General features: G+C 70.8%; 18 protein-coding genes. 11 read left to right on the forward strand and 7 right to left on the reverse strand.

Annotated features, from left to right (window positions below):
* Together dapC and fdxA are read right to left on the reverse strand one after the other, a co-directional pair.
* Positions 1–1125 (reverse strand): succinyldiaminopimelate transaminase (gene dapC / locus TR49_RS02025; RefSeq protein WP_042376999.1); only part of this gene is annotated, 1125 nt, incomplete at its 3' end.
* A gap of 1 nt (position 1126) precedes the next feature.
* Positions 1127–1453, reverse strand: a complete 327-nt coding sequence (fdxA, locus tag TR49_RS02030) for a ferredoxin (RefSeq protein WP_042365070.1) — start codon at positions 1451–1453, stop codon at positions 1127–1129.
* Positions 1454–1563: 110 nt separating this feature from the next.
* On the opposite strand from fdxA, the gene TR49_RS02035 reads away from it, so the two are divergent.
* Both TR49_RS02035 and TR49_RS02040 read left to right on the forward strand, forming a co-directional pair.
* On the forward strand, positions 1564–2583 hold the full coding sequence (locus TR49_RS02035; protein ID WP_084724473.1) for a GNAT family N-acetyltransferase: 1020 nt from the start codon (positions 1564–1566) through the stop codon (positions 2581–2583).
* A gap of 40 nt (positions 2584–2623) precedes the next feature.
* The gene (locus TR49_RS02040) at positions 2624–3490 is read left to right on the forward strand and encodes a transglutaminase family protein (protein ID WP_236653183.1); all 867 of its coding nucleotides are present in this window, start codon (positions 2624–2626) and stop codon (positions 3488–3490) included.
* Positions 3491–3679: 189 nt separating this feature from the next.
* On the opposite strand, the gene TR49_RS02045 is transcribed toward TR49_RS02040, so the two are convergent.
* From TR49_RS02045 to TR49_RS02065, 5 genes are all read right to left on the reverse strand, one after another.
* Complete coding sequence (locus TR49_RS02045) at positions 3680–4285, reverse strand: response regulator transcription factor (RefSeq protein ID WP_084724474.1); 606 nt, start codon at positions 4283–4285, stop codon at positions 3680–3682.
* Positions 4282–5574, reverse strand: coding sequence for a sensor histidine kinase (locus tag TR49_RS02050; protein WP_236653184.1), 1293 nt, complete (start codon positions 5572–5574; stop codon positions 4282–4284). Before TR49_RS02050 ends, TR49_RS02045 begins: the two co-directional genes overlap by 4 nt.
* A 28-nt stretch (positions 5575–5602) precedes the next feature.
* Positions 5603–6319: an ABC transporter permease gene (locus tag TR49_RS02055; RefSeq protein WP_042376517.1), complete on the reverse strand. Its 717-nt coding sequence runs from the start codon at positions 6317–6319 to the stop codon at positions 5603–5605.
* A gap of 2 nt (positions 6320–6321) precedes the next feature.
* Positions 6322–7323, reverse strand: a complete 1002-nt coding sequence (locus TR49_RS02060) for an ABC transporter ATP-binding protein (protein ID WP_084724475.1) — start codon at positions 7321–7323, stop codon at positions 6322–6324.
* 101 nt (positions 7324–7424) lie between these two features.
* Positions 7425–9665 carry a S9 family peptidase gene (locus TR49_RS02065; protein ID WP_042376519.1) on the reverse strand — a complete coding sequence of 747 codons (2241 nt, stop codon included), beginning with the start codon at positions 9663–9665 and terminating at the stop codon, positions 7425–7427.
* A gap of 261 nt (positions 9666–9926) precedes the next feature.
* Here TR49_RS02065 and TR49_RS02070 point away from each other — a divergent pair, with 261 nt between their 5' ends.
* The 9 genes from TR49_RS02070 (at position 9927) to TR49_RS02110 (ending at position 22007) form a co-directional block, all read left to right on the forward strand.
* Complete coding sequence (locus tag TR49_RS02070; RefSeq protein ID WP_042365063.1) at positions 9927–10121, forward strand: hypothetical protein; 195 nt, start codon at positions 9927–9929, stop codon at positions 10119–10121.
* 66 nt (positions 10122–10187) lie between these two features.
* Positions 10188–11132: an N-acetyl-1-D-myo-inositol-2-amino-2-deoxy-alpha-D-glucopyranoside deacetylase gene (gene mshB, locus TR49_RS02075; RefSeq protein ID WP_042376520.1), complete on the forward strand. Its 945-nt coding sequence runs from the start codon at positions 10188–10190 to the stop codon at positions 11130–11132.
* On the forward strand, positions 11129–11830 hold the full coding sequence (locus TR49_RS46255; protein WP_268874047.1) for a DUF6113 family protein: 702 nt from the start codon (positions 11129–11131) through the stop codon (positions 11828–11830). The genes mshB and TR49_RS46255 overlap by 4 nt, the downstream gene beginning before the upstream one ends.
* Before the next feature lie 146 nt (positions 11831–11976).
* Positions 11977–14592 carry a peptidoglycan binding domain-containing protein gene (locus TR49_RS02085; protein WP_042376524.1) on the forward strand — a complete coding sequence of 872 codons (2616 nt, stop codon included), beginning with the start codon at positions 11977–11979 and terminating at the stop codon, positions 14590–14592.
* 517 nt (positions 14593–15109) lie between these two features.
* Positions 15110–16999, forward strand: coding sequence for an ABC transporter substrate-binding protein (locus TR49_RS02090; protein WP_084724477.1), 1890 nt, complete (start codon positions 15110–15112; stop codon positions 16997–16999).
* A 178-nt stretch (positions 17000–17177) separates the two neighbouring features.
* Positions 17178–18125, forward strand: coding sequence for an ABC transporter permease (locus tag TR49_RS02095; protein ID WP_042376528.1), 948 nt, complete (start codon positions 17178–17180; stop codon positions 18123–18125).
* A gap of 4 nt (positions 18126–18129) precedes the next feature.
* The gene (locus tag TR49_RS02100; RefSeq protein ID WP_084724478.1) at positions 18130–19122 is read left to right on the forward strand and encodes an ABC transporter permease; all 993 of its coding nucleotides are present in this window, start codon (positions 18130–18132) and stop codon (positions 19120–19122) included.
* Positions 19123–19161: 39 nt separating this feature from the next.
* Complete coding sequence (locus TR49_RS46560) at positions 19162–21216, forward strand: ABC transporter ATP-binding protein (protein WP_042376530.1); 2055 nt, start codon at positions 19162–19164, stop codon at positions 21214–21216.
* A 95-nt stretch (positions 21217–21311) separates the two neighbouring features.
* Entirely contained in the window at positions 21312–22007 is a 696-nt protein-coding gene (locus tag TR49_RS02110; RefSeq protein ID WP_201776140.1) for a class I SAM-dependent methyltransferase, read from the forward strand.
* Positions 22008–22075: the final 68 nt, after the last annotated feature.

Here is a 22075-nt window from a genome sequence, read left to right on the forward strand (position 1 = left end):
CGCCGCAACGCGCTCGTCCGTGGCGGTGAAGGCCACACGGACGTGGTTCGCGCCGGCCGAGCCGTAGAACTCGCCCGGGGCGACGAGGATGCCGTGCTTGGCGAGGTCCGCGATGGTGTCCCAGCAGGGCTCGTCGCGGGTGGCCCACAGGTAGAGGCTCGCCTCGCTGTGCTCGATGCGGAAGCCCGAGGCGACCAGCGCCGCCCGCAGCGCGTCGCGGCGCGCGGCGTAGCGCTCACGCTGCTCCGCGACGTGCGCGACGTCACCCAGCGCGGCGACCGTCGCCGCCTGCACCGGGGCGGGGACCATGAAGCCGCTGTGCTTGCGGATCTCCAGCAGCTCGCCCAGGATCTCCGGGTCGCCGGCGATGAACGCCGAGCGGTAGCCGGCCAGGTTCGACCGCTTCGAGAGCGAGTGGACCGCGATCAGACCCTCGACCGAGCCGCCGGACACGTCCGGGTGCAGGACGGAGACCGGCTCCGCCTCCCAGCCCAGCTCCAGGTAGCACTCGTCGCTGACGACGAGGATGCCGTGCTGCCGGGCCCAGGCCACGATCCGTCGCAGCTCCTCGACGCCGAGCACCCGGCCGGTCGGGTTGGACGGGGAGTTGAGCCAGAGCAGCCGCAGGCCCTCCGGGTCCAGCTCGGTCGGGTCGTCGTAGACGACGTACTCGGCGCGGGCGAGCCGCGCGCCCACCTCGTAGGTGGGGTAGGCGAGACGCGGGAAAGCCACGCGGTCGCCGGGGCCCAGGCCCAGCTGCCACGGGAGCTGGGCGACGAGCTCCTTGGAGCCGACGACCGGCAGGACGTTGTGGTGGGTCATCCCCCGCGCGCCCAGGCGGCCCTCGACCCAGCCGACGAGCGCGTCCTTGAGCGCCGTGGTGCCCCACACCGTGGGGTAGCCGGGGCTGTCCGAGGCCCCGGCCAGCGCGTCCTGGACCAGCTGGGGCACCGGGTCGACGGGGGTGCCGACGGAAAGGTCGACGATGCCGTCGGTGTGTGCCGTCGCGATCGCCTTGTACGGCTCCAGCCGGTCCCACGGGAAGGGCGGAAGCAGGGCCGAGACGCGGCGCGCCGCCCCTCCGAGGAGGGACGGCGCGGCGGAGTTGTCGTGCGACGGAGTCAACTCAGTGGTCCTGGTTCTGCGGCGGGAGGGCCGCGATGAACGGGTGGTCCTTGTCGATCACACCGAGCTTGGAGGCGCCACCGGGCGAGCCGAGGTCGTCGAAGAACTCGACGTTCGCCTTGTAGTAGTCCTTCCACTCCTCCGGGGTGTCGTCCTCGTAGAAGATGGCCTCGACCGGGCAGACCGGCTCACACGCACCGCAGTCGACGCACTCGTCGGGGTGGATGTACAAGGACCGCTGGCCCTCGTAGATGCAGTCGACCGGGCACTCTTCGATGCACGCCTTGTCCTTCACGTCGACACAAGGCTGCGCGATGACGTAGGTCACGCTGTCATTCCTCCTAGTAAGGGCCTATCGCGCAAGGGAAGCGCGGCGTCGTCGATGCCCGCCCCTAGTATCGCCGGTCGAGGGCACCGAATGTAACGGAGGTAGGCATCATGACGTCCCAAGCGGGAGCAGTCGACCGGTCGGCGTTCCGACTCACCCCCGCTGACCTGGGAAGACGCGTCATGGTGCGGCGTGTTGTCGGCTTTGAGGAAGATCGGCCGCAGTTCAGCGACACGCCGGGTGTGCTCACATCCTGGGACCGCGGGCGCGGGGTGTTGACAGTCGTGAACCAGGGCGGGCAGGACGTCGAACTGCCGGAGTCGACCCTGGTGGCGGGCAAGACGGTGCCCCCGAAGCCGCTGCGCCGCTCGCTCGCGGCACCGCCGGTCCCGGACCCGGTCGAGTTCCAGCGGATCGCCGCTCGCGGCTGGTCCGCGCTGGAGCAGGAGCCGCTGGGCGGCTGGGTGCTGCGGTCCTCGTCCGGTTTCACGCGACGCGGCAACTCGGCGCAGACGCTGGGCGATCCGGGGCTGCCGCTGGGCGAGGCGCTGGACCGGGTGCACGACTGGTACGCCGCGCGCGGCCTGCCGGCCTTCGTCGAGGTGGTGCGGCCCGGTTCGACCGACGGCCTGGAGGCCGCGCTGGCGGCCCGGGGCGCGTCGGAGGCCGTCACACAGGTCCGCACCGCGCCGATCGCGCGGCTGGCCGCGCCGGTCGCGGTGGACGTGCGGCTCGCCCGTACCGCCGACGCGGCGTGGCTCTCGCGCTACCAGCGGGTCGAGGGGGACGAGGCCAAGGCGACCGCGGCGCGAGCGCTGCTGCACAGCGGGCCCTCGGTCTGGTTCGCCTCGGTCACCCTGCCCGAGGTGACGGACGGCCCCGCGGCGATCGGCCGCTGCGTGGTGGAGGGCGAGTGGGCCGGCTTCGGCGCCGTCGAGGTGGTGCCGCAGGCGCGACGACGAGGTCTGGCGGGCGCGGTCATGGCAACCCTGGCGTCCCGCGCCGCGGAGGAGGGCGCGTCGGGCGCGTACCTGCAGGTCGAGGAGGAGAACACGGCCGCCCGCTCCCTGTATGACAAACTCGGCTTCGACACCGCCTACCGCTACTCCTACGCCAGACTGAACGCGTGAGACACGATCAGGTGGCTCAGCGCGCATAGAATCCTCGCCCGTGAGCGAGGAGAGCAGGGCGCGGTTCGCCGCGGAGGCGCGCGCGGAGCAGCCGAGTCTCGAGCTGCTGTGCCTGCTCATGGGCTTCGAGGCAGGTCTGGCGGCCCGTCCCGGACGCCTCGACGAGGCGCTGGCCCCCTCGTTCGACGCGCTGGAACGCCTGGCGTCGGTGGTGCGCGCCGCGCTGCGCGAGGCCTCGCTCCACGCAGGCGGGTCGGAACCGGCCCCCGCCGAGACCGCGGCGGTGCTGGCCGGCGCGCTGGCGGGCTCGGCGGATCTCCGGGGCGGGCCCGGCGTCTACAAGCGGCTCGAGTCCTCACTGCTGCACGAGGTGCTGCGGCGCGGACGCGGCCTGCCGATCACCATCGCCACGGTCTGGATCGCGGTGGGCCGGATGGTCGGCCTGCCCGTGTACGGCGTGCCCCTGCCGGGCCACTTCGTGGTCGGCGTGGGCGACCCGAACGGCGAGTACGTCCTGGTGGACGCCTTCCACGGCGGTCGGATCCTCTCCACCGAGGACACCGAGGCCCTGGTCGCCCAGGCGGGCTACCGGCTCTCCCCGGACCTGCTGCGTGCCGCGAACCCGCAGGACATCGTCCTGCGGACGCTCGCCAACATCCGCAACTGGGCCACGGCGCGGCCCGAACACGCCCGCACGCAGCTGTGGGCGACGGAGCTCTCGCTCCTCCTCCCCCGCCACCCGGCGCAACTCCGCCTCGAACGGGCGGAGTTGCTGGTCAAGACGGGCCACTTCGTGGAAGGCGCGGCCGAGATGGAGGAGTACGCGACCATCCTCGACGCCTTCGACCCGGACTCGGCCAAGCGCGTCCGCCTCGAGGCCAAGGCAGCCCGGTTCAGGCTCAACTGAGGTCCAGCCGCTGAGGTTCAGCCGCCGAGGTTCAGTTGCACCACCCAGGGTCGCGAGGAACCACGCGGCGGGCCACTGCGAGCAGGTGGTCTGCACTGCGCAGGGCCATCCGCAGGGGTGGTTGCCCGCGCGCACGCGGCTGAGTCGCAAATCAGCACGGCACCGCGCCCCCAGCGTGTGCAGCGGGCCCTACAGCCAGCCCTTCTCCATGGCGATGCGGACCGCCTCCGTGCGGTTCCTCGCGCCCGTCTTCTGGATCGCCGCCGACAGGTAGTTGCGGACCGTTCCCTCGGAGAGGTGCAGTCGCCCACCGATGTCCGCGTTCGCGCTGCCGTCCGCCGCTGCCGCGAGGACGTCCCGCTCCCGGGACGTGAGCGGGTTCGCGCCCTCCGCGAGAGCGGCCGCCGCCAGCGTGGGGTCGATGACGCGTTCGCCGCGCAGCACGCGGCGGATCGCTTCGGCGAGTTGGGAAGCTGGGGCGTCCTTGACCAGGAACGCGTCCGCACCGGACTCCATCGCGCGGCGCAGGTAGCCGGGTCGGCCGAAGGTGGTGAGGACAACGATCTTGATGCCGGGGCGGGCCTTCCGCAGCCGCCCGGCCGCCTCGATGCCGGTGAGGCCCGGCATCTCGATGTCCAGCAGGGCCACCTCGACCTCGTGGGTCTGGGCGGCCGCCACCACCTCGTCGCCGCGGGCGACCTGCGCGACGACGTCGATGTCCCCTTCGAGGCTCAGCAACGCGGCCAGCGCCTCACGGACCATGGCCTGATCCTCGGCCAGCAGAACTCTGATCACTCCTGCACGGTACCGGCCGCGGGCTGATCTTCGGCAGGCTTCTCGGCGGTCTCGGCGGTCTCGGCAGACTTGGCGGTCTCGGCGGTCCCGGGGCGCAGCGGGACGGTCGCCCGCAGGACGAAGCCGTGCTTGCCGGACGCGGGACCGGCCCTCAGCGTGCCGTCGGCGAGGGCCAGACGCTCGGACAGGCCGGTCAGGCCGTTGCCGTGCGGGCTCTGACGGGCCTGCTTGCCGAGATTGCCGTTGTCGGCGACCTCCAGGGTGAGCACCCGTCCGAGGCGGCCGTCGGGAGCGTGGTCCTCGATCAGGCGGATGCGGCACTGCGTCGCGCCGCTGTGACGGACGACGTTGGTGACCGCCTCGCGCAGCGCCCAGCCGAGGGCGCCCTCCTCCTCGGCGCCGAGCCCTGGGCGCGGGTCGGCGAGCGAGAGGGGCGCGTCGATGGTGATGTCCGCCGCGGTCAACGCGGTCCGCGCGGCGGCCAGTTCGACGGCGAGCTTGGGACGGCGGTAGCCGCCGATCGCCTCGCGGACGTCGACGAGGGCCTGACGGGAGACCTTCTCGATGTCGCCGACCTGCGCCCGCGCCTCCTCGTAGCGCTCCTGGTCCATGAAGCGGGCGGTGAGCTCGGTCTTCAGGGTGATCAGCGAGAGCGAGTGTCCGAGCAGGTCGTGCAGGTCGCGGGCCAGGCGCAGGCGCTCGTCGGACGCGGCGAGCGCGGCCACCGCCTGCCGCGCCTCGCGCAGTTCCGCCATGGTGCGCACCAGTTGCTGCAGGCCGGTCATGGCGAGGCCGCCCAGCAGCCCGCCGAGGGCCATGCCGGCCAGCCCGGTGCGGTCGATGCCGGCCGCCAGGCCGAGCGCGACCTGGGTCGCGACCACCGCGACGACACCCATCGCGGCGACGCGGGGCGGCAGCACCGCGCCGGCCGCGACGGCGGTGTAGGTGAACAGCGCGAGCCAGTTGTCGTCCAGCACCAGCGAGGTGGTGACCGCCGCCGCGAACATCAGGGCCAGCGAGACGGCGTGCCCGCGGTCCCAGGAGACGGCCGTCCCCCTGACCTGGCGGCGCAGAACCAGGGAGACGTAGCAGGCCAGGAAGAGAACGATCATGACCCAGCCGAAGGCGGTCTTCGTTGCCCCATGGCGCCCGAACAGATCGGAGATCGGGTAGGCCAGATAGATCATCCAGATCAGCATCCAGCACAGCTTCACGAACATCTGCCGGCGGTTCTCGGGGGGAACCCCGACCCGCGGCGGCTCGAACCGCGGCTCTCTCATCTCGCTCATCGTCCTGTCCCCGTGGTGGATCCGTGCGTCAGACGGTCTTGCGATCGCGCTGGTAGAGCCAGGCCGCCAGGGCTGCGAAGACCGCGAGGTAGGCGGCGAGGCCGACGACCTGCGAGGCGCCCACCGAGACCCCGTTGACCGGGTACTTCGCCAGCTCGTTGTAGAGGTAGACCGGAGTGTACTGGCCGACCGTCTTCAGGCCGCCGGTCACGGGGAACCATGATCCACCGAGGAAGGCCATGGCCATCATGGCCACCATGGTGATCGGCTGGACCGTGTCCGGCGCGGCCGCGTAACCGAGGGCGACGCCCGCCGCCGCGAAGACGAATCCACCGGCCCAGACCGCGAGACCCATGCCCAGCCAGGTACTGGCCGGGAAGTGGACGCCCTCGACCGCACCGAGCCCGAAGACCACGAGCACCGAAGGAAGGGTCACGACACCGGCGGCGATCACCTTGGACACCACGTAGACCCACCCGGGCAGGGCGGTGAGCCGGAGCTGGCGGGTCCATCCGCTCTTGCGCTCCAGGGAGATCCGCATGGCCGTGTTGAGGGAGGCGCTGAGCGTCCCGAACGTAGCCATCGAGACCATGTAGTAGGTCTTGTAGGAGATCCCGTCGAACGTCTGGTTCTTGAACGACGTTGCGTAGAAGAAGAACATCATCGCCGGGAAGACGACCGTGAAGAAGAGGTAGCGGCGGTTGCGCAGCACCCGCAGGACCTCGAGCCGGATCAGCTGAGACATGGTCAGTTCCCCTCGGCCGCAGTGGCTTCCGCAGTGATGGTGATAAAGGCCTGCTCCAGGCCGACCCCGGTGACCTCCAGGCCGCGGGGATAGAGCCCGACGCGGTAGACGGCGGCCATGGTGGCGTCGGCGTCGCTGGTGGCGATGCGGACCGTGTGGCCGCTGACGTCCAGCGCGGTGATGCCGGGCAGGGTGTTCAACAGCGAGGCGTCGCCGCCGTCCTGCGGGTGGAGGTCGAAGGAGATGCGACGCTGCCCGGCGCGGGCCTTGATCTCGGCGGCGGTGCCGTCGGCGATCAGGCGGCCCTTGTGCATGACCAGGACGCGGTCGGCGATCGCGTCCGCCTCCTCCAGGTAGTGCGTGGCGAAGAGGATGGTGCGGCCCGCGTCGGCCTGGGCCTTCATCACCGACCAGAAGGCCTGGCGGGCGGTGACGTCCATGCCGGTGGTCGGCTCGTCCAGGACGATGAGGTCGCTGTCGCCGGCGGTGGCGAGCGCGAAGCGCACCCGCTGCTCCTGACCGCCGGAGAGCTTGTCGACCCTGCGGTCGGCCAGATCGAGGATCTGGGCGGTCTTCAGCACGTCGTCGACGGCGTAGCCGCGCGGGTGGACCTTGCAGGCGAAGCCGACCAGCTCGCGGACGGTGACCTCGGGCAGGAGGCCGCCGCTCTGCAGCATGACGCCGACCCGGCCGTTCATGATCGCCTGGCGCGGTGTGCCGCCGAAGAGCGTCACCTGACCTGCGCTCGGGTCCTTGAGGCCCAGCAGCATGTCGATGCTGGTGGACTTGCCGGCGCCGTTCGGGCCGAGGAAGGCGACGGTCTCGCCCGGGTGGAGGGTGAAGGTGCTGCCGTGGACCGCCTTGACGGTCCCGAAGTCCTTGCTGACGTTGCGGAACGCCGCTACCTCGGTGTGCGGGCGGCCGTTCGCTTCGCGCTCCGCGAAGTCCTTCCGGCCCGCCCCCGTGCTGTCCTGGTTCACAGCTGCTTCGGTGGAAGTCGTCATGCAAGAAGACTCGCAGGTCACGGGGGCGCGGCAGCAGTGCCGCGCCTCCATGACCGCCCATGACAGAAGTCACGGGCCGGGGCATGACGGCCGGGTGGCGGTCAGGCCCTCGGCAGCGACCGGCGCAGGAAGTCGACCTGCAGGAGCAGCAGGTTCTCGGCGACCTCCTCCTGCGGCGTCATGTGGGTGACGCCGGAGAGCGGCAGCACCTCGTGCGGGCGTCCGGCGGCCAGAAGCGCCGAGGAGAGACGCAGGCTGTGGGCGACGACGACGTTGTCGTCGGCCAGGCCGTGGATGATCTGCAGCGGACGGCTCAGCTTCGGAGCGTCGGCCAGCAGCGAGTGGGCGGCGTAGACCTGCGGCTCCTCGGTGGGGTGGCCGAGATAGCGCTCCGTGTAGTGGGTGTCGTAGAGCTCCATGTCGGTGACGGGCGCTCCGGCGACGGCCGCATGGAAGACGTCGGGGCGGCGCAGCACGGCCAGGGCGGCGAGGTAGCCGCCGTAGGACCAGCCGCGGATGCCGACCCGGCGGAGGTCGAGCGGGAAGTCGGCTGCGAGCGCCTCCAGCGCCTCGACCTGGTCGTCCAGGGTGACCCCGGCCATGTCCCGCATGATCGCCTTCTCCCAGGCGGGGCTGCGGCCGGGCGTGCCGCGCCCGTCCGCGACGACCACGGCGAAGCCCTGGTCGGCGAACCACTGGGCGGACAGGAAGATGCTCTGCGCCGCGACCACCTGCTGGCCGTGCGGACCACCGTAGGGGGCCATCAGCACCGGGAGCAGGCCGTCGCGTTCCCGGTCGTAGCCGGTGGGCAGCAGCACGGCCGTGGGGATGCGCCGCTTGCCCGCGAGGGTCAGCACAGGGCGGGCCGTGAGCACCGGCGTCGCCGCGTGGGAGGCGATCCGGGCCACCTCGGTGGCGTCGGCCGTGTCGGTGGCGCCGGGTGCGGCCGTGGACCCGGTCGCGGACCCGGCCGTGGTGCGCAGCACGCGGACGAGAGCGCCGGGGCGGCCCAGGACGGCCGAGCTCAGCACGGTGAGCGGGCCGCCGCGCACGGCGGAGTGGTAGCCGGGCGCGTCGCTGATCCTGTGAACCGTGCCCGCGCCGCCGCGGGTGTCGACCCGGTACACGTGCACCTCGCCGATCTCCGGGGCCGTCGCGTCCTCCCCCGCCGAGGCGGTGAACAGCACGTCTTCGCCCGTGACGTCGAGCACGCCTCGGACGTGCAGCGAGCGGTCCGTCAACGCCCGGTCGCCGACGACGAGGGTGCGCACGTCCGCTGCGCGGTCGTCCGCGACGCGGACCAGGCGGCCGTCCGGCGTCCACACCGGCACGCCGGAGAAGAGCTCGACCCAGTCCGGGTCGCCCTCCTCGTGCAGCGGGACGGTCTCGCCGCTCGCCGGGTCGACGGTGAGGATGATCTGGCGTCGCTGGTCGCGGCTCTGCACGAGCAGCAGCGGCGGGCCGCCGGCCGACCAGTGGACGCGGGCCAGGTACGGATAGGCCTCGCGGTCCCAGCCGACGTCGACGCGGCGACCGTCGAGTTCGACGACGGCCAGGCCCACCTCGGCGTTGGGGGTGCCCGCCTGGGGATAGGCGATCTCCAGCGGCTCCTGGTCCGGGTTGGCCGGGTCGGCGATCCACCAGCGCTGGACGGGACGGTTGTCGACCCGGGCGGCGAGCAGCCGGTCGCCCTGCGGTGCCCACCAGAAGCCGCGGCTTCGGTCCATCTCCTCCTGGGCGATGAACTCGGCCTGGCCCCAGGTCACCTCCGGATCGCTCTCGTCGGCGAGCACCCGGTCGCCGCTGCCGTCGGCGGCGATGACGCGCAGCGCACCGTCGGTGGTGGCGTAGGCGATGTGGCGGCCGTCCGGTGCCGGCCGAGGGTCGAGCACGACGCCGTGGGCAGGCAGCTCGACGGCCTGCGAACCGTGTGCACCGGGTGAACCGGCGCTGGGCTGTGAACCGTCGCCACCCGTCAGCGGGGCCGTGAACAGGCGACCAGAGAGGCTGAAGGCGGCCATGGTGACCGCCGCGTCGGTCGCGTAGCCGATGACGCCGGCGGAGCCCTCGCGGGCGCGTTCACGGCGAGCCCGCTCCTCCGCGGAGAGGTTCTCCTCGCCACCGCCGAGCAGGGCGACCGGATCGGCCGCGACTCGCTCGAACGGAGCAGCTTCGTTCGAAAGGTCGAGCACGAACAGCAGGTTCGCCCGTTCGGTCCCGCCACGGCTGCGCAGGAAGGTCACCCTTCGACCATCCGGGGACACCGAGAAGGACCGCGGGGCGCCGAGTGTGAAGCGCTGCGTGCGCGAGAACTGACGGGGGAACGTGATCTCCTGGGCCATGCCCCGACCCTAGCGGCGCGGCATCGAAGGGACCCCGGCTTGCCGCAAACGCTGCGCGCGCGCCCCTCCCCCATTCGGCCCCTCCACGCCCGCTCAGGCGCCCGCTCATGCGTCGCCCCCGCGCGCCGAGGTTGTGCGTCGGAGCAGCGCACGACGCATGATGACGGAAAGTGACCCACCCATCACTCACGGGCACGGCCCGTGCGCCCGTCCTACTGGGCGGCAGTCCCCGCCGCCTACAACCGAGAGGTGTGAGACGCGATGGTTCTGCCCATTTCCGCAGCAGTGCTGATGCTGATCATCGTGGGAATCCTGGTCAAGCGTTCCGGTCTGAAGCTCTGGCATGCGTTCGCCTGCACGCTGCTCGGCTTCTACCTGGCCTCCAGCTCGATCGCGCCGTCGATCAAGACGGTCACCACGAGCGTCGCCGGGATGCTGACCGGTATCAAGCTCTAGCCGGGCCGAACAGTCGTCCCCGACGCCTGTGGGGTGCCGTCGGCCCGACCGCCTAGGCTGAGCGCCATGACGGAATCACCTCGGGCCGCCCGCGCCGACCGGCGCCTGCTCCTCGTGCACGCCCACCCCGACGACGAGTCGATCGGCAACGGCGCGACGATGGCCCGATACGCCGCCGAGGGCGTCGGCGTCACCCTCGTCACCTGCACGCTGGGCGAGGAGGGCGAGGTCATCGGCGACGACCACGCCCACCTCGTCGCGGACCGGGAGGACGCCCTCGGTCCGCACCGGATCACCGAGCTCGCCGCAGCCATGCGCGAGCTCGGCGTCACCGACCACCGCTTCCTCGGCGGACCTGGCCGCTGGCGCGACTCGGGGATGATGGGCGTCCCCAGCAACGTCCGGCCCGACGCCTTCTGGCAGGCCGACCTGGACGAGGCCGCCGCCGAGCTGGTCGCCGTCGTCCGCGAGGTGCGCCCGCAGGTCCTGGTCACCTACGACCCGAACGGCGGCTACGGCCACCCCGACCACATCCAGGCGCACCGGGTGGCCATGCGCGGCGCGGAGCTCGCGGCCGACGGAGGCTTCCGCCCGGAGCTCGGCCCGGCGCACGCGATCGCCAAGGTCTACTGGAACGCCATCCCGCGCTCCGTCGTGGAGGCCGGGTTCGCAGCGCTGCGCGCCGCCGGCAAGGAGTCGCCCTTCCCGGGCATCGCCGGCGCCGACGACGTCCCGGGCGTCGTCGACGACGCCGAGGTGACCGCCGCGGTCGACGGCACGCCCTTCGCGGACGCCAAGGCTGCGGCGATGAGCGCGCACGCCACCCAGATCGCGGTCGAGGGGCCGTTCTTCGCGCTCTCCAACGAGCTCGGCCAGCCGCTGCCCTCGATCGAGTACTACCGCCTGGTCCGCGGCGAGCCCGGTCCCGTCGAGGCGAGGACGGGCTGGGAGACCGACCTCTTCTCCGGCGTCGAGGCCGACGCCGACGAGCGGGCAGGGGCGGACGCGTGAGTGGCAATCAGCCGCTGGGCAAGGCACCGGGATCGGGCGACTCCGGTCGCGGCCGCGCGGGCGGCGGCCCGGGCGATTCCGGCAGTTCGCACGACTCCGGGAGAGGTCCGGGCGGTTCGAGAGGTTCGGGCGGTTCAGGTCGTTCAGGCGGTTCGGGTCGTTCGGGTGGTTCGGGCGATTCTGACCGCTCGGCGGGTTCGGGCGGTTCCGGAGGCCCTGGCGGCGCGAGAGGCGCAGCCCGGGTCCCGGCTCCGCGCAACGGCTCGCCCGAGCCGCCCGCGCGACAGTATCCGCTGGGCCGCCCGGGGCGAATGACGGCGTATCTGCTGCTCGGCGTCCTCGGCGCCGTCGTCGGTCTGGCAGGCGCACTCATCGTGGACCTGTGGAGCGGCGGCGGCCTCGTGCTCGGCACCGCCGGGATCATCGCGCTCAGCTACGGCGGCGGCACCCTGACCGGCACCAGGACGGGCGCGCTCGTCCCCGCGGCCACCTGGCTGGGCATGCTGCTCGTCGCCAGCATCAGCACCCCGAAGGGCGATCTGATCTGGGGCGGCAGCGCGACGAGCCTCGCGCTGCTCTTCCTGGGCCTGCTCGGTTCGGTTCTGACGCTGGCGCGGCCGGCGCTCTCCCCCTACCGCCACGGGCCTTCCGGGCCCGTTCTCCCTCCGGCAAGTCCGCGTCGGGACGGCTCCCAGTAAGGTGGTCCCCGCAACGCTGGAGACCGCGGTTCCACACACCGCAACCGCAGCCCCACGGGACGCGGGGAACAACGATCCACAACCGCGCACCGCCACGTGAGCGGGCGCGAACCGGAGCAGCAGTGAGTCGAGAATCCGACAATCCGATGTCGCCTCGTCAGGGCGGCGACTCCTACCCCTCGGGAACGCACCCTTACGGCGTTCCCGGCGACGCGGCGTTCTCCCGCGCGGGGCAGCCGCCGCAGGCAGGTCGGCCGGGCGCCGGGGAGGAGTCCCCGGGCCGCGACGAGCCGCGCACCGAGACCACACTCACCACCCGCATCAAGATCAACATTCCGGGCTCGCGACCGATCCCCGAGGTCGTCGTCCGCAGCCCGCTCAACGAGGAGACCGGCGAGCAGTCCGCGCCTCGGCGTCGCCGCGCGGACACCTCCGGATCGCCCGTGCTCGGCGTCATGGACTCCGGGGCGCGCGCCGCCGCTCCGCCGGACCTGCCGGCGGAGTGGCTCACGTCCGGCGATTCGCCTCAGGCGACGCCCTCCGCCGAGTCTGCGGAGGCCGAGGGAGGCAATCCCAGCGAGTGGTTCGCGCCGCGCAAGAAGACGCCGCCGCCGGCCGCCGCGCCGTCGCCCGCACCGTCCTCCGCGTCCGCGCCTCCGCCGCCGCCCGCGCAGCCGCTCTTCCAGGAGCCGCCGACGGCCCCTCCGGCTTCCCCGGCCGCCGCCTTCGAGCCGCAGCAGGCTCAGCAGCCGCAGCGACGCGGCCCGTCGGCGCAGCCGCAGAACGGTCAGTCCCCAACCGGCCAACCCGCCACGGGCCAGTCGTCCACGGGCCAGTTCCCGACGGGGCAGTTCGGCACGGGCCAGTCCCCGACCGGCCAGTCGTCGACCGGCCAGTTCGGCACGGGCCAGTTCGCGACGGGCGAGTTCCCGGCGCCGCAGTCGCCGCAGTCCCGGCAGACCCCGGCCGGTCCGGGCACGGACGGGCAGCCGATGCCGGGCTTCGATCTGACCTACGGCAGCGGCCGTGACGCGATGCCGGAGGCCCAGCCCTGGGCGACCGGGGCGCAGCAGCCGCTGCCCCAGCGTCCGCAGCCGTCGCCGGGCCAGACCCCGCAGGGACAGGCGCGACAGACCCCGCCCGGTCCGACCCTGCCGCCGCGGCCGGTGCTGGGCGCCCGCGGTGCGCGCCCCCAGGGCGCGCCCGAGGCTTCCGGGTCCAGCACCACCGGCGCGCAGCCGACGCTCCAGTTCCCCTCGCTGGCCGACCCGCTGACGGACCCCCAGGGGCAGCAGGGCTCACAGGGACAGCAGGGACAGCAGGGACAGCAGGGACAGCAGGGACAGCAGGGGAGCTTCCCGAAGACCGGCTTCCCCCCGGGCGGCTTCCCGCAGACGGACGCCGCGCAGAGCGGGTTCCCGCAGGGTGGCTTCCCGCCGCCCGGGGCAGCCATGGCGGGCACCGCCTTCGGCGCGCCCATAGCCACCCCGACACCCGGCGCTCCGGACCAGCCGTTCGGCCAACCCGGCATGCCGGGCATGCCCGGCCAGCAGGGCGAGCCGGGCGGCCGGCGCCGTTCCCCGAAGGCCACCACGGGCCAGCCTCAGGCGGGCCAGTCAGGTCGGCAGGGCGCCAAGGGCAGTGCCAAGGGGGGCAAGGCCGGTGCCGGGAACGCCGCGGGCCAGACCGCGACGCTGCCGCCCGTCCCGCGGCCGCAGCCGATCGCCGACGGCTTCGCCGGCGGGACCGGTGGCGCGGGCGCCCAGCCGCGCCCCGAACCCGTCGGCGGCGGGGCCGGAACCGGCGCCTCGACCGCCCCGTCCTCGGGCGGCGGCAAGCGCGGTGGCGGCAGGGCGCGCAAGCTCACCGGATACGCCGTCGGCGCACTGGTCCTGGCCGGCGCGGGCGCCTACGGCGCCGGGCTGATGCTCAACCAGGCGGACATCCCCAAGGGCACCACCGTGCTCGGGCACGCGATCGGCGGCGACACCCGCGACCAGGCGCTCAACACGCTGGACAGCACCCTCGGTCCGCTGGCCGCCCGCCCGATCACCGTCTCGATCGGCGGCCGGACCGCGAAGCTCAACCCCTCCGTCGCCGGTCTGACCATCGACACCACCGCGACGGTCGACAGCGTGGCGCACCACGACTACAACCCGGTCACGGTGATCGAGTCCCTGCTCGGCCAGGGCAAGGCGGTCGCGCCGGTCGTCACCATCGACCCCGACAAGCTCCGCTCCGCGCTGCAGCAGCTCTCCACCGCCGGCAGCTCCGCCGAGGCGAGCGTCCACTTCGTCGCGGGCAAGGCCGTGGTGACGCCGCCGAAGGCCGGGAGCGGCCTCGACGTGGACGCCGCGATGCCGCTCGTCGAGCAGGCCTTCAAGGCCCGCGCCAACGGCGGCGCGGACACGGTGGTCAGTCTCTCGGTCACGACGGTGAAGCCCAAGGCCACGTCGGCCGCCGCAGAAGAGGCGGCGAGCACCCTCGGCGCCTGGGCCATGCAGCAGCCGTTCAAGGTGACCGCAGGCGGTCAGTCGATACTCTTCGGTAAGAACACCTTCAGCCAGGCCCTGACCTTGCAGCCGAACGCCTCCGGCGCCTTCGTCCCGGTCTTCAACCTGGCCAAGCTGAAAGCCGCTTACGGTCCGGCCTTCGACAACGCCCACACCAAGAACGGGCAGCCTGTGACGGTGCAGGACGTCGCCGCCGCGCTGGTCTCCCTGCTCAGCAAGCCTGCCGGAGCGACGTCGACGACGATCTGAGCCCGGCCCGACGGCAACCCGGTCGACCGTTCGTCGACCGTTCGCCCCGGATGTGCACACCGCACATCCGGGGCGTTCTGTTTCCAAAGCATTTCCCAGCGCATTGTCGGAATTCCAACCGGGAAGGTGAATTCCCCCCGCCTGCGGCCCGATTCCCCACAATAGGAGGGTTGACTTCGAGCACAATCGGCGTTCCGCCCGAAAACGTCTTGTGCGTCATTGATTGCCCGATGTGTCCGAATTACCCGCTTCATCCTGATCACCGTCCGATTATCGGACAGACTTGCACCCAACTCTCCTCTCAGCAGAGCATGTTGCCACCGCGTCAAGTGGTGGCAAGTAATAGCCGAAACAATGAATGGCCGTTACCCGTCGTTTGAGCGTTATCAATCCTTGATCGGTATGCTGTCGACATAGGGTTCCTTCGCCCATCAGTATGTGCCTCAGCTACGGCGTTGTTGTTCGGTGTTCCTGACCACCGGCAGCGGACGCGAATGACCGACTCCGGGAGGGATACATGAGCAGAAGGAACCTTCGGGTCCTGCAGGCGGCGGCCCTGGTGGCCACAGGCGCGCTGGCACTGTCCGCGTGCGGGAGCAGCGGCGGCACGAACAACAACACCAAGCCGAACACCGCATCCGACTACTCGTACGGCACCATTCCCGCTGCCTCCTCGAACGTCGTCCCGGGTGGCACGCTGCACATCGCCGAGGACGTCGGCGCCCAGCCGAACTGGATCATGCCGCTCACCCCGGCTGCCAACTCCTCGGTCTACGACCAGTACCAGTTCCAGTACCTGAGCTGGCGCAGCCTGTTCTGGTCTCCCAAGGGCTCGACCCCGGACTGGGACTACTCGCGCTCGATGACGGACAGCAAGCCGACCGTCTCGGCGGACGGCAAGACCTTCACCATCAAGCTGAACGGCAAGTACACCTGGTCGGACGGCCAGAAGGTCACGTCCAAGGACGTCCTGTTCTGGTACTACGAGTACAAGGCCGCGGTGAAGGAAAGCCCGGCCAACATGGGCAACTACACGCCCGGTCAGTTCCCGGACAACGTCACGGCCGTCTCCGCGCCGGACGACCAGACGGTCACCTTCACCTTCAACCAGGTGCTGAACCCCGACTGGGTGCTGGGCACCGAGTTCGCGCAGATCGTGCCGATGCCGGCGCACGCCTGGGCCAAGTCCTCCGACAACGGCTCGATGCTGGACTACACCCAGCCGGCCAACGCCAAGGCGATCTACGACTACCTGTCGGCCGCGTCGAAGAAGCTCGACACCTACCAGACCAACCCGCTGTGGCAGGTCGTCGACGGCCCGTACAAGATCAGCATGTACAACACCTCCACCGGTGCGGCCAACTTCGTGGCCAACAAGAACTACACCGGTGAGGGCAAGCCGAACATCGCCGAGATCGACGAGCTGGCCTACACCTCGCCGACCGCCGAGTTCAACGACCTGCAGTCCGGCAAGCTGGACTTCGGCTACGTCAAGAGCGACAACTACCCGCAGCTGGGCAAGCTGAAGTCGAACGGCTACGTCGTCTACGGCCTGCCGTCGTTCGGCTTCAACTTCTCCTACTTCAACTTCAAGAACACCACCGGCGGCTGGGACAAGGCCATCTCCCAGCTCTACGTCCGCCAGGCGTTCGCCCACCTGCAGGACCAGGACGCCGAGATCAAGGGTGTCTTCAAGGGTCTGGCTGCCCCGGCGTACGGCCCGCTGGGTGTCGTGCCGAAGTCCCCGTACACGCCGGCCAGCGCGCTGACCAACCCGTTCCCGTTCTCGGTGGACTCGGCCAAGCAGCTGCTCACGTCGCACGGTTGGACCGTCGTCCCGAACGGCACCACCACCTGCACGAGCCCGGGCACCGCCGCCAACCAGTGTGGCGCCGGCATCGTCAAGGGCCAGAACCTCAACTTCACGATGTTCTACACGAGCACGCCGAAGTCGGTCGGCCAGATGATGACCGCGTTCGCGGCCAACCTGAAGCAGATCGGTATCAACGTCACGCTGAAGACCGACACCTTCAACAACATCGTCACCAACGAGTCCGTCGTCTCCACCCCGAAGAACGACAACAACTGGGGCATGGCCGACTTCGGTGGCTTCACCGAGAGCATCTACCCCTCGACGATCAACCTGTTCAACACGGGTGGCTCGTACAACCAGGGTGGCTTCTCGGACCCGACGCTCGACAAGCTCATCCAGAACTCGATGACGTCGACCGACTCCAACGCGCTGAAGAACGAGATCACCGCGGTCGACGCCGACCTGCCGGGCCTCTTCCAGCCGAACGAGGACCGCGTCTACGCCTGGAGCCCGAAGCTGTCCGGTTCGACCGACTCCTTCGCCGCCGCCACGCAGTTCATGCTCAACCCCGAAGACTGGTACTTCACCAAGTAAGCCGGGATCGCACACGGGGCGACGGCCTGATCAACGGTCAGCCGTCGCCCCGGCCGATGCCTCGCAGCCCATCCGGACCCAGCACCAACTCCGGGTGGGCCGCGTGGCGTCACCAGGCAGCTCCAAGGAGGGCTGTCTTCCTCCCCCCCGAACCATTACGAAGGAGGAGATCCCGGACATGGCGGGCTATCTCATCCGACGCCTGACCACAGCGATCCTCGTGGTTTTCGGCATCATCCTGGTGACGTTCCTGATGTTGCACATCATTGCGCCGTCACCCGCGATCACCGTCCTCGGACCCAAGGCGCAGCCGGCGGCCATCAAGGCCTGGAACCATGCCAACGGCTTCGACAAGCCGTGGTGGGACCAGTTCGCCACGTATCTGGGCCACCTCTTCCAGGGCAACCTCGGCTACTCGTACCACCTGAACCAGTCGGTGACCGCGCTGCTCACCGAGAAGGCCCCGCTCAGCGGCTTCCTGACGGTCGCCTCCCTGGCGCTGTCCATCCTGGTCGCGCTGCCCCTCGGCATCTACCAGGGCGTCAAGCGCAACAGCTTCGGCGACATCGCCGCCACCTCGCTGGCCATGATCTTCTACTCCATGCCGACCTTCCTGGTCGCGCTGGTGCTGGTCCAGGTCTTCGCACTGAGCCTGAAGTGGGTCAACCCCAACGTCCCGCAGGACCAGACCCTCTCCGGGGCGCTGGCCGGCTGGCCCGACCTCATCATGCCGATTGTGGCACTGACGATCACGGCTGTCGCCTCATATTCGCGCTACCAGCGTTCGGCCGCCCTCGACGTGCTGGCTCAGGACTACATCAAGGTGGCTCGGGCCAAGGGCCTCTCGGAGCGCCTGGTCTACTCCCGCCACCTGGTGCGCAACGCCTCGCTGCCGATGATCACGCTGATCGGCCTCTCGCTGCCGCTGCTGATCGCGGGCAACCTGCTGGTCGAGTACACGTTCAACATCAACGGCCTGGGCCTGCTCTTCGTCAACGCCCTGCAGGGATACGACTACAACGTCCTGATGGCCTACACCCTGATCACAGCCGTCCTGACGGTCGTCGGCAACCTCATCGCCGACATCTGCCTGACCCTGTCCGACCCCCGCATCAAGCTGGTGTAGCGCCATGTCCGAGACGAACACTCCCGCGGTCTCCACCGAGACCGAGACCGAGACAGCCCGAGGAGTCGACGTGAGCGTCACCATCGAGTCCCCGGCCGCCCCCGAGCCGGCGGCCCCCGCCGTCTCCGACGCCGGCGACCTCCAGAGCTCCACCGCGGCCTGGAAGCTGACGCTCAGCGAGTTCCTGAAGAACAAGATGGCCGTGGCCGGTGTGGCCATCCTGGTCTTCTTCATCCTGTTCTGCTGGCTGGGCCCGGTGTTCTACCACTCCAACCAGGAGACCACGGACCTGCTGAACACCGACGGGGCGCCCGGTGCCGGGCACCCGCTCGGCACCGACAGCAACGGCTTCGACATCATCGGCCGCATCATGATCGGTGGTCAGACCTCTCTCTGGATCGGTTTCGCCGCCGCCGTCATCGCCACCGTCATCGGAACCCTCTGGGGCGCCGTGGCGGGTCTGCTGGGCGGTCTGATCGACGCGACGCTGATGCGCATCGTCGACATCCTGCTGTCGCTGCCGTTCCTGCTGGTCGTGCTGATCATCTCGCAGCGCTACGGGGCGAACACCTGGGGTCTGATCATCATCCTGGGTGTCTTCTCCTGGCTGGTCCCGGCCCGACTGATCCGCGGCGAGGTGCTCACCCTCAAGGTGCGCGACTTCGTCTCGGCCGCGCGGGTCATGGGCGGCACCAACACCCGCCTGATCTTCCGGCACCTGATTCCGAACGCCATGGGCACGGTGATCGTCAACATCACCTTCCAGATCGCCGACGCGATCCTCGCCCTGGCTGCCCTCGGCTACCTCAACTTCGGTGTCCGATACCCGAACACCGACTGGGGCTCGCAGCTCGGTGACGCCCAGAGCAACCTGTCCAACGGCTACTGGTGGGAGGTCTTCCCGGTCGGCATCGCTCTGGTGCTGGTCGTCATGGCCTTCAACTTCATCGGTGACGGCCTCCGCGACGCCGTCGACGTCCGACTGCGCAAGCGCTGACGACGCCCGCACAGACAGAGACGGAATCGAGGAACAACCATGGCTCTTCTCGAGGTCAACAACCTCACCACCCACATCGCCATCAGTCGCGGCAGCGTCCAGGCCGTCGACGGTGTCTCCTTCCACCTCGAGGCCGGGGAGACCCTCGGCCTGGTCGGCGAGTCCGGCTGTGGCAAGTCCATGACCGGCCTTTCGCTGATGCGCCTGCTGCCCCCGGGCGGTCAGCTCGTCGGCGGCACCTCCATCAAGCTGGACGGCCGCGAGCTGGTCGACCTGGCCGAACCGGACATGCGCAAGATCCGCGGCAACGAGATCGCGATGGTCTTCCAGGACCCGATGAGCTCCCTGGACCCCACCAAGACCATCGGCTACCAGGTGGCCGAGCCGGTCATGCTGCACCGCGGGGTCAGCAAGGCCGAGGCGATGGAGCGGGCCGCCGAGGTGCTCGGCCTGGTCGGTCTGCCCAAGCCCAAGGAGCGCCTGGGCGACTACCCGCACCAGCTCTCCGGCGGTCTGCGCCAGCGCGTCATGATCGCCATGGCGCTCGCCTGCGAGCCCAAGGTGCTCATCGCCGACGAGCCGACCACGGCGCTCGACGTCACCATCCAGGCCCAGATCCTCACCCTGCTCAACGACCTGAAGGATCGTCTGGGCATGGCGATGATCCTGATCACCCACGACATGGGTGTGGTCGCCGGGCACGCGGACCGGATCAACGTCATGTACGCGGGGCGCATCGTCGAGTCCACCAAGACCGACGAGCTCTTCAGCGACATGCGGCACCCCTACACCCAGGGGCTGCTCGCCTCGATCCCGCGCCTGGCGCAGGACAACACGCAGAAGCTGTTCACCGTCCCGGGCCTGCCGCCGGACCTGGCCAGCCCGCCCACCGGCTGCCGCTTCGCGGCGCGGTGCAGCTACGCCACGGACGAGTGCCGGACCGAGGACCCGAAGCTGGCCGGCCCGAAGGAGCACACCTTCGCGTGCTTCCACCCGGTCGACGGCCCGCTGGACCTCACGGCCTCCACCATCGCGACCGAGCGCACCGCTCCGGCCGTGAAGGAGAAGCGGCCGCTGCTCGAGGTCACCGACCTGGTCAAGGAGTTCCCGGTCGGCGGCAACATGTTCGGCCGCAACAAGGCCGTCGTGCACGCCGTCTCCGGCGTCTCGCTCTCCCTCGGCTACGGCGAGACCTTCGGCCTCGTCGGCGAGTCCGGCTGCGGCAAGACGACCCTGGGCCGCATGATCGTCGGCCTGGAGAAGCCCAACTCCGGCCTGGTCACCCTGGACGGCACCCAGGTGGGCTCGCTGCGCGGCAAGGCACTGCGCCGCCACCGCCGCGACCTGCAGATGATGTTCCAGGACCCGCACGCCTCGCTCGACCCGCGCATGCGCGTGGGCTCGATCCTGCGCGAGCCGCTGCAGATCCAGGGCATCGGCACCACGCAGGAGCAGCTGTCCCTGGTCACCGAGCTGCTCGGCGAGGTCGGTCTGCCCAAGTCGGCGCTGGAGCGGTTCCCGCACGAGTTCTCCGGCGGTCAGCGTCAGCGCCTCGGCCTGGCCCGCGCGCTGACCCTGCACCCGAAGGTCATCGTCGCGGACGAGCCGGTCTCGGCGCTGGACGTGTCGATCCGCGCGCAGGTGCTCAACCTGATGAAGCGTCTGCAGGGGTCGCACGACCTGTCCTACGTGGTCATCTCGCACGACCTGGCGGTGGTCAAGTACCTCGCCGACCGGATCGGCGTGATGTACCTGGGCAAGATGGTCGAGGTCGGCTCCGGCGAGGACATCTACCAGCGGGCGGCCCACCCCTACACGGCGGGTCTGCTGGAGGCCATCCCGGTTCCCGAGCCCGAGGTCGAGCGCGAGAAGCGCGGCGGCGGCATCAAGGGCGAGCTGCCCAGCCCGGTCGCCCCGCCGTCCGGCTGCCGCTTCCGCACCCGCTGCCCGCTGGCGCAGGAGCGCTGCGCGGAGGAGGAGCCGGCCATGCGCCTCTTCGGCGACGGCCACGTGGCGGCCTGCCACTTCCCGCTGCAGACGCCTGTCTCGGACACCCCGGTCGCCGTCTCCACCCCGGCGGGCGAGGCGGTCTGACGCCCGCGTAGCGGAAACCGTTCGCCGAAGGGCCCGCCCGATCGCCATGATCGGGCGGGCCCTTCCGCATCGCCGTCTCTCAGAAGAGGTTCGCCGTGCAGCTGTCCGACTTCTCCCCCGCCCCGAACCAGGGTGGCAACCCCGAGCTCTACGAGATCGAGAACCGCGCGGTCGACCCCAAGGGTCTGGTGCTGGGCGCCCTGGCGGAGATCGCCCCGTGGCGGGGCCGCTCCCTCGTCGACCTCGGCTGCGGCAGCGGCTTCTGGCTCGGCTGCTACGCGGACGCCGCGGAGGTGATCGGCGTGGAGCCGGATCCCGGCCTGGTCCCGCTCGCCGCGGCGCGGGACGCCTCCGCGCGCGTCCTTACGGGTTCCGCGGAACACATCCCGCTGCCCGACGCGTCGGTCGACGTGGTTCACGCGCGTTTCGCGTACTTCTGGCCGCCGCGCTGTGAACCCGGTCTGCAAGAGGTACTCCGGGTACTGCGGCCCGGCGGCACCCTGGTCGTCATCGACAACGACTGGCAGAACGGTGATTTCGCCGAACTCCTGCGCGCGTCCGCCGGCTCGGCGGCGATGGGTGGCGGTGTCCGCACCCACGCCTGGTGGTCCGAGCGCGGCGCGGAGCGCACCGAGGTGCTGAGTGAGTGGGCCTTCGACTCGCGCGACGACTTCGCAGCGGTGCTGCGGATGGAGTTCCCTGACGGCACCGCGGACGCCTGGCTGGAGCAGCACCCGGAGGCCACCGGCCTCAGCTACGGCTTCGTGCTGTTCTCCGTCCGGCAGGGCTGAACGCCGAGGGGCACCAGGCAACACCAAGGGGCGCGGGGCTCGACTGATGTGCGGCTCTGCCGCACATC

The organism is Streptacidiphilus melanogenes, from assembly GCF_000787835.1.
GTDB lineage: Bacteria > Actinomycetota > Actinomycetes > Streptomycetales > Streptomycetaceae > Streptacidiphilus > Streptacidiphilus melanogenes.

Bases quoted from the DNA above. Each gene is read 5' to 3' on its own strand.
- TR49_RS02090 (WP_084724477.1), top strand. From the start codon at position 15,110: ATGAGCAGAAGGAACCTTCGGGTCCTGCAGGCGGCGGCCCTGGTGGCC.
- TR49_RS02035 (WP_084724473.1), top strand. From the start codon at position 1,564: ATGACGTCCCAAGCGGGAGCAGTCGACCGGTCGGCGTTCCGACTCACC.
- TR49_RS02060 (WP_084724475.1), bottom strand. From the start codon at position 7,323: ATGACGACTTCCACCGAAGCAGCTGTGAACCAGGACAGCACGGGGGCG.
- TR49_RS02070 (WP_042365063.1), top strand. From the start codon at position 9,927: ATGGTTCTGCCCATTTCCGCAGCAGTGCTGATGCTGATCATCGTGGGA.
- TR49_RS02100 (WP_084724478.1), top strand. From the start codon at position 18,130: ATGTCCGAGACGAACACTCCCGCGGTCTCCACCGAGACCGAGACCGAG.
- mshB (WP_042376520.1), top strand. From the start codon at position 10,188: ATGACGGAATCACCTCGGGCCGCCCGCGCCGACCGGCGCCTGCTCCTC.
- TR49_RS46560 (WP_042376530.1), top strand. From the start codon at position 19,162: ATGGCTCTTCTCGAGGTCAACAACCTCACCACCCACATCGCCATCAGT.
- TR49_RS02065 (WP_042376519.1), bottom strand. From the start codon at position 9,665: ATGGCCCAGGAGATCACGTTCCCCCGTCAGTTCTCGCGCACGCAGCGC.
- TR49_RS02050 (WP_236653184.1), bottom strand. From the start codon at position 5,574: ATGAGCGAGATGAGAGAGCCGCGGTTCGAGCCGCCGCGGGTCGGGGTT.
- TR49_RS02085 (WP_042376524.1), top strand. From the start codon at position 11,977: ATGTCGCCTCGTCAGGGCGGCGACTCCTACCCCTCGGGAACGCACCCT.
- TR49_RS02095 (WP_042376528.1), top strand. From the start codon at position 17,178: ATGGCGGGCTATCTCATCCGACGCCTGACCACAGCGATCCTCGTGGTT.
- TR49_RS02055 (WP_042376517.1), bottom strand. From the start codon at position 6,319: ATGTCTCAGCTGATCCGGCTCGAGGTCCTGCGGGTGCTGCGCAACCGC.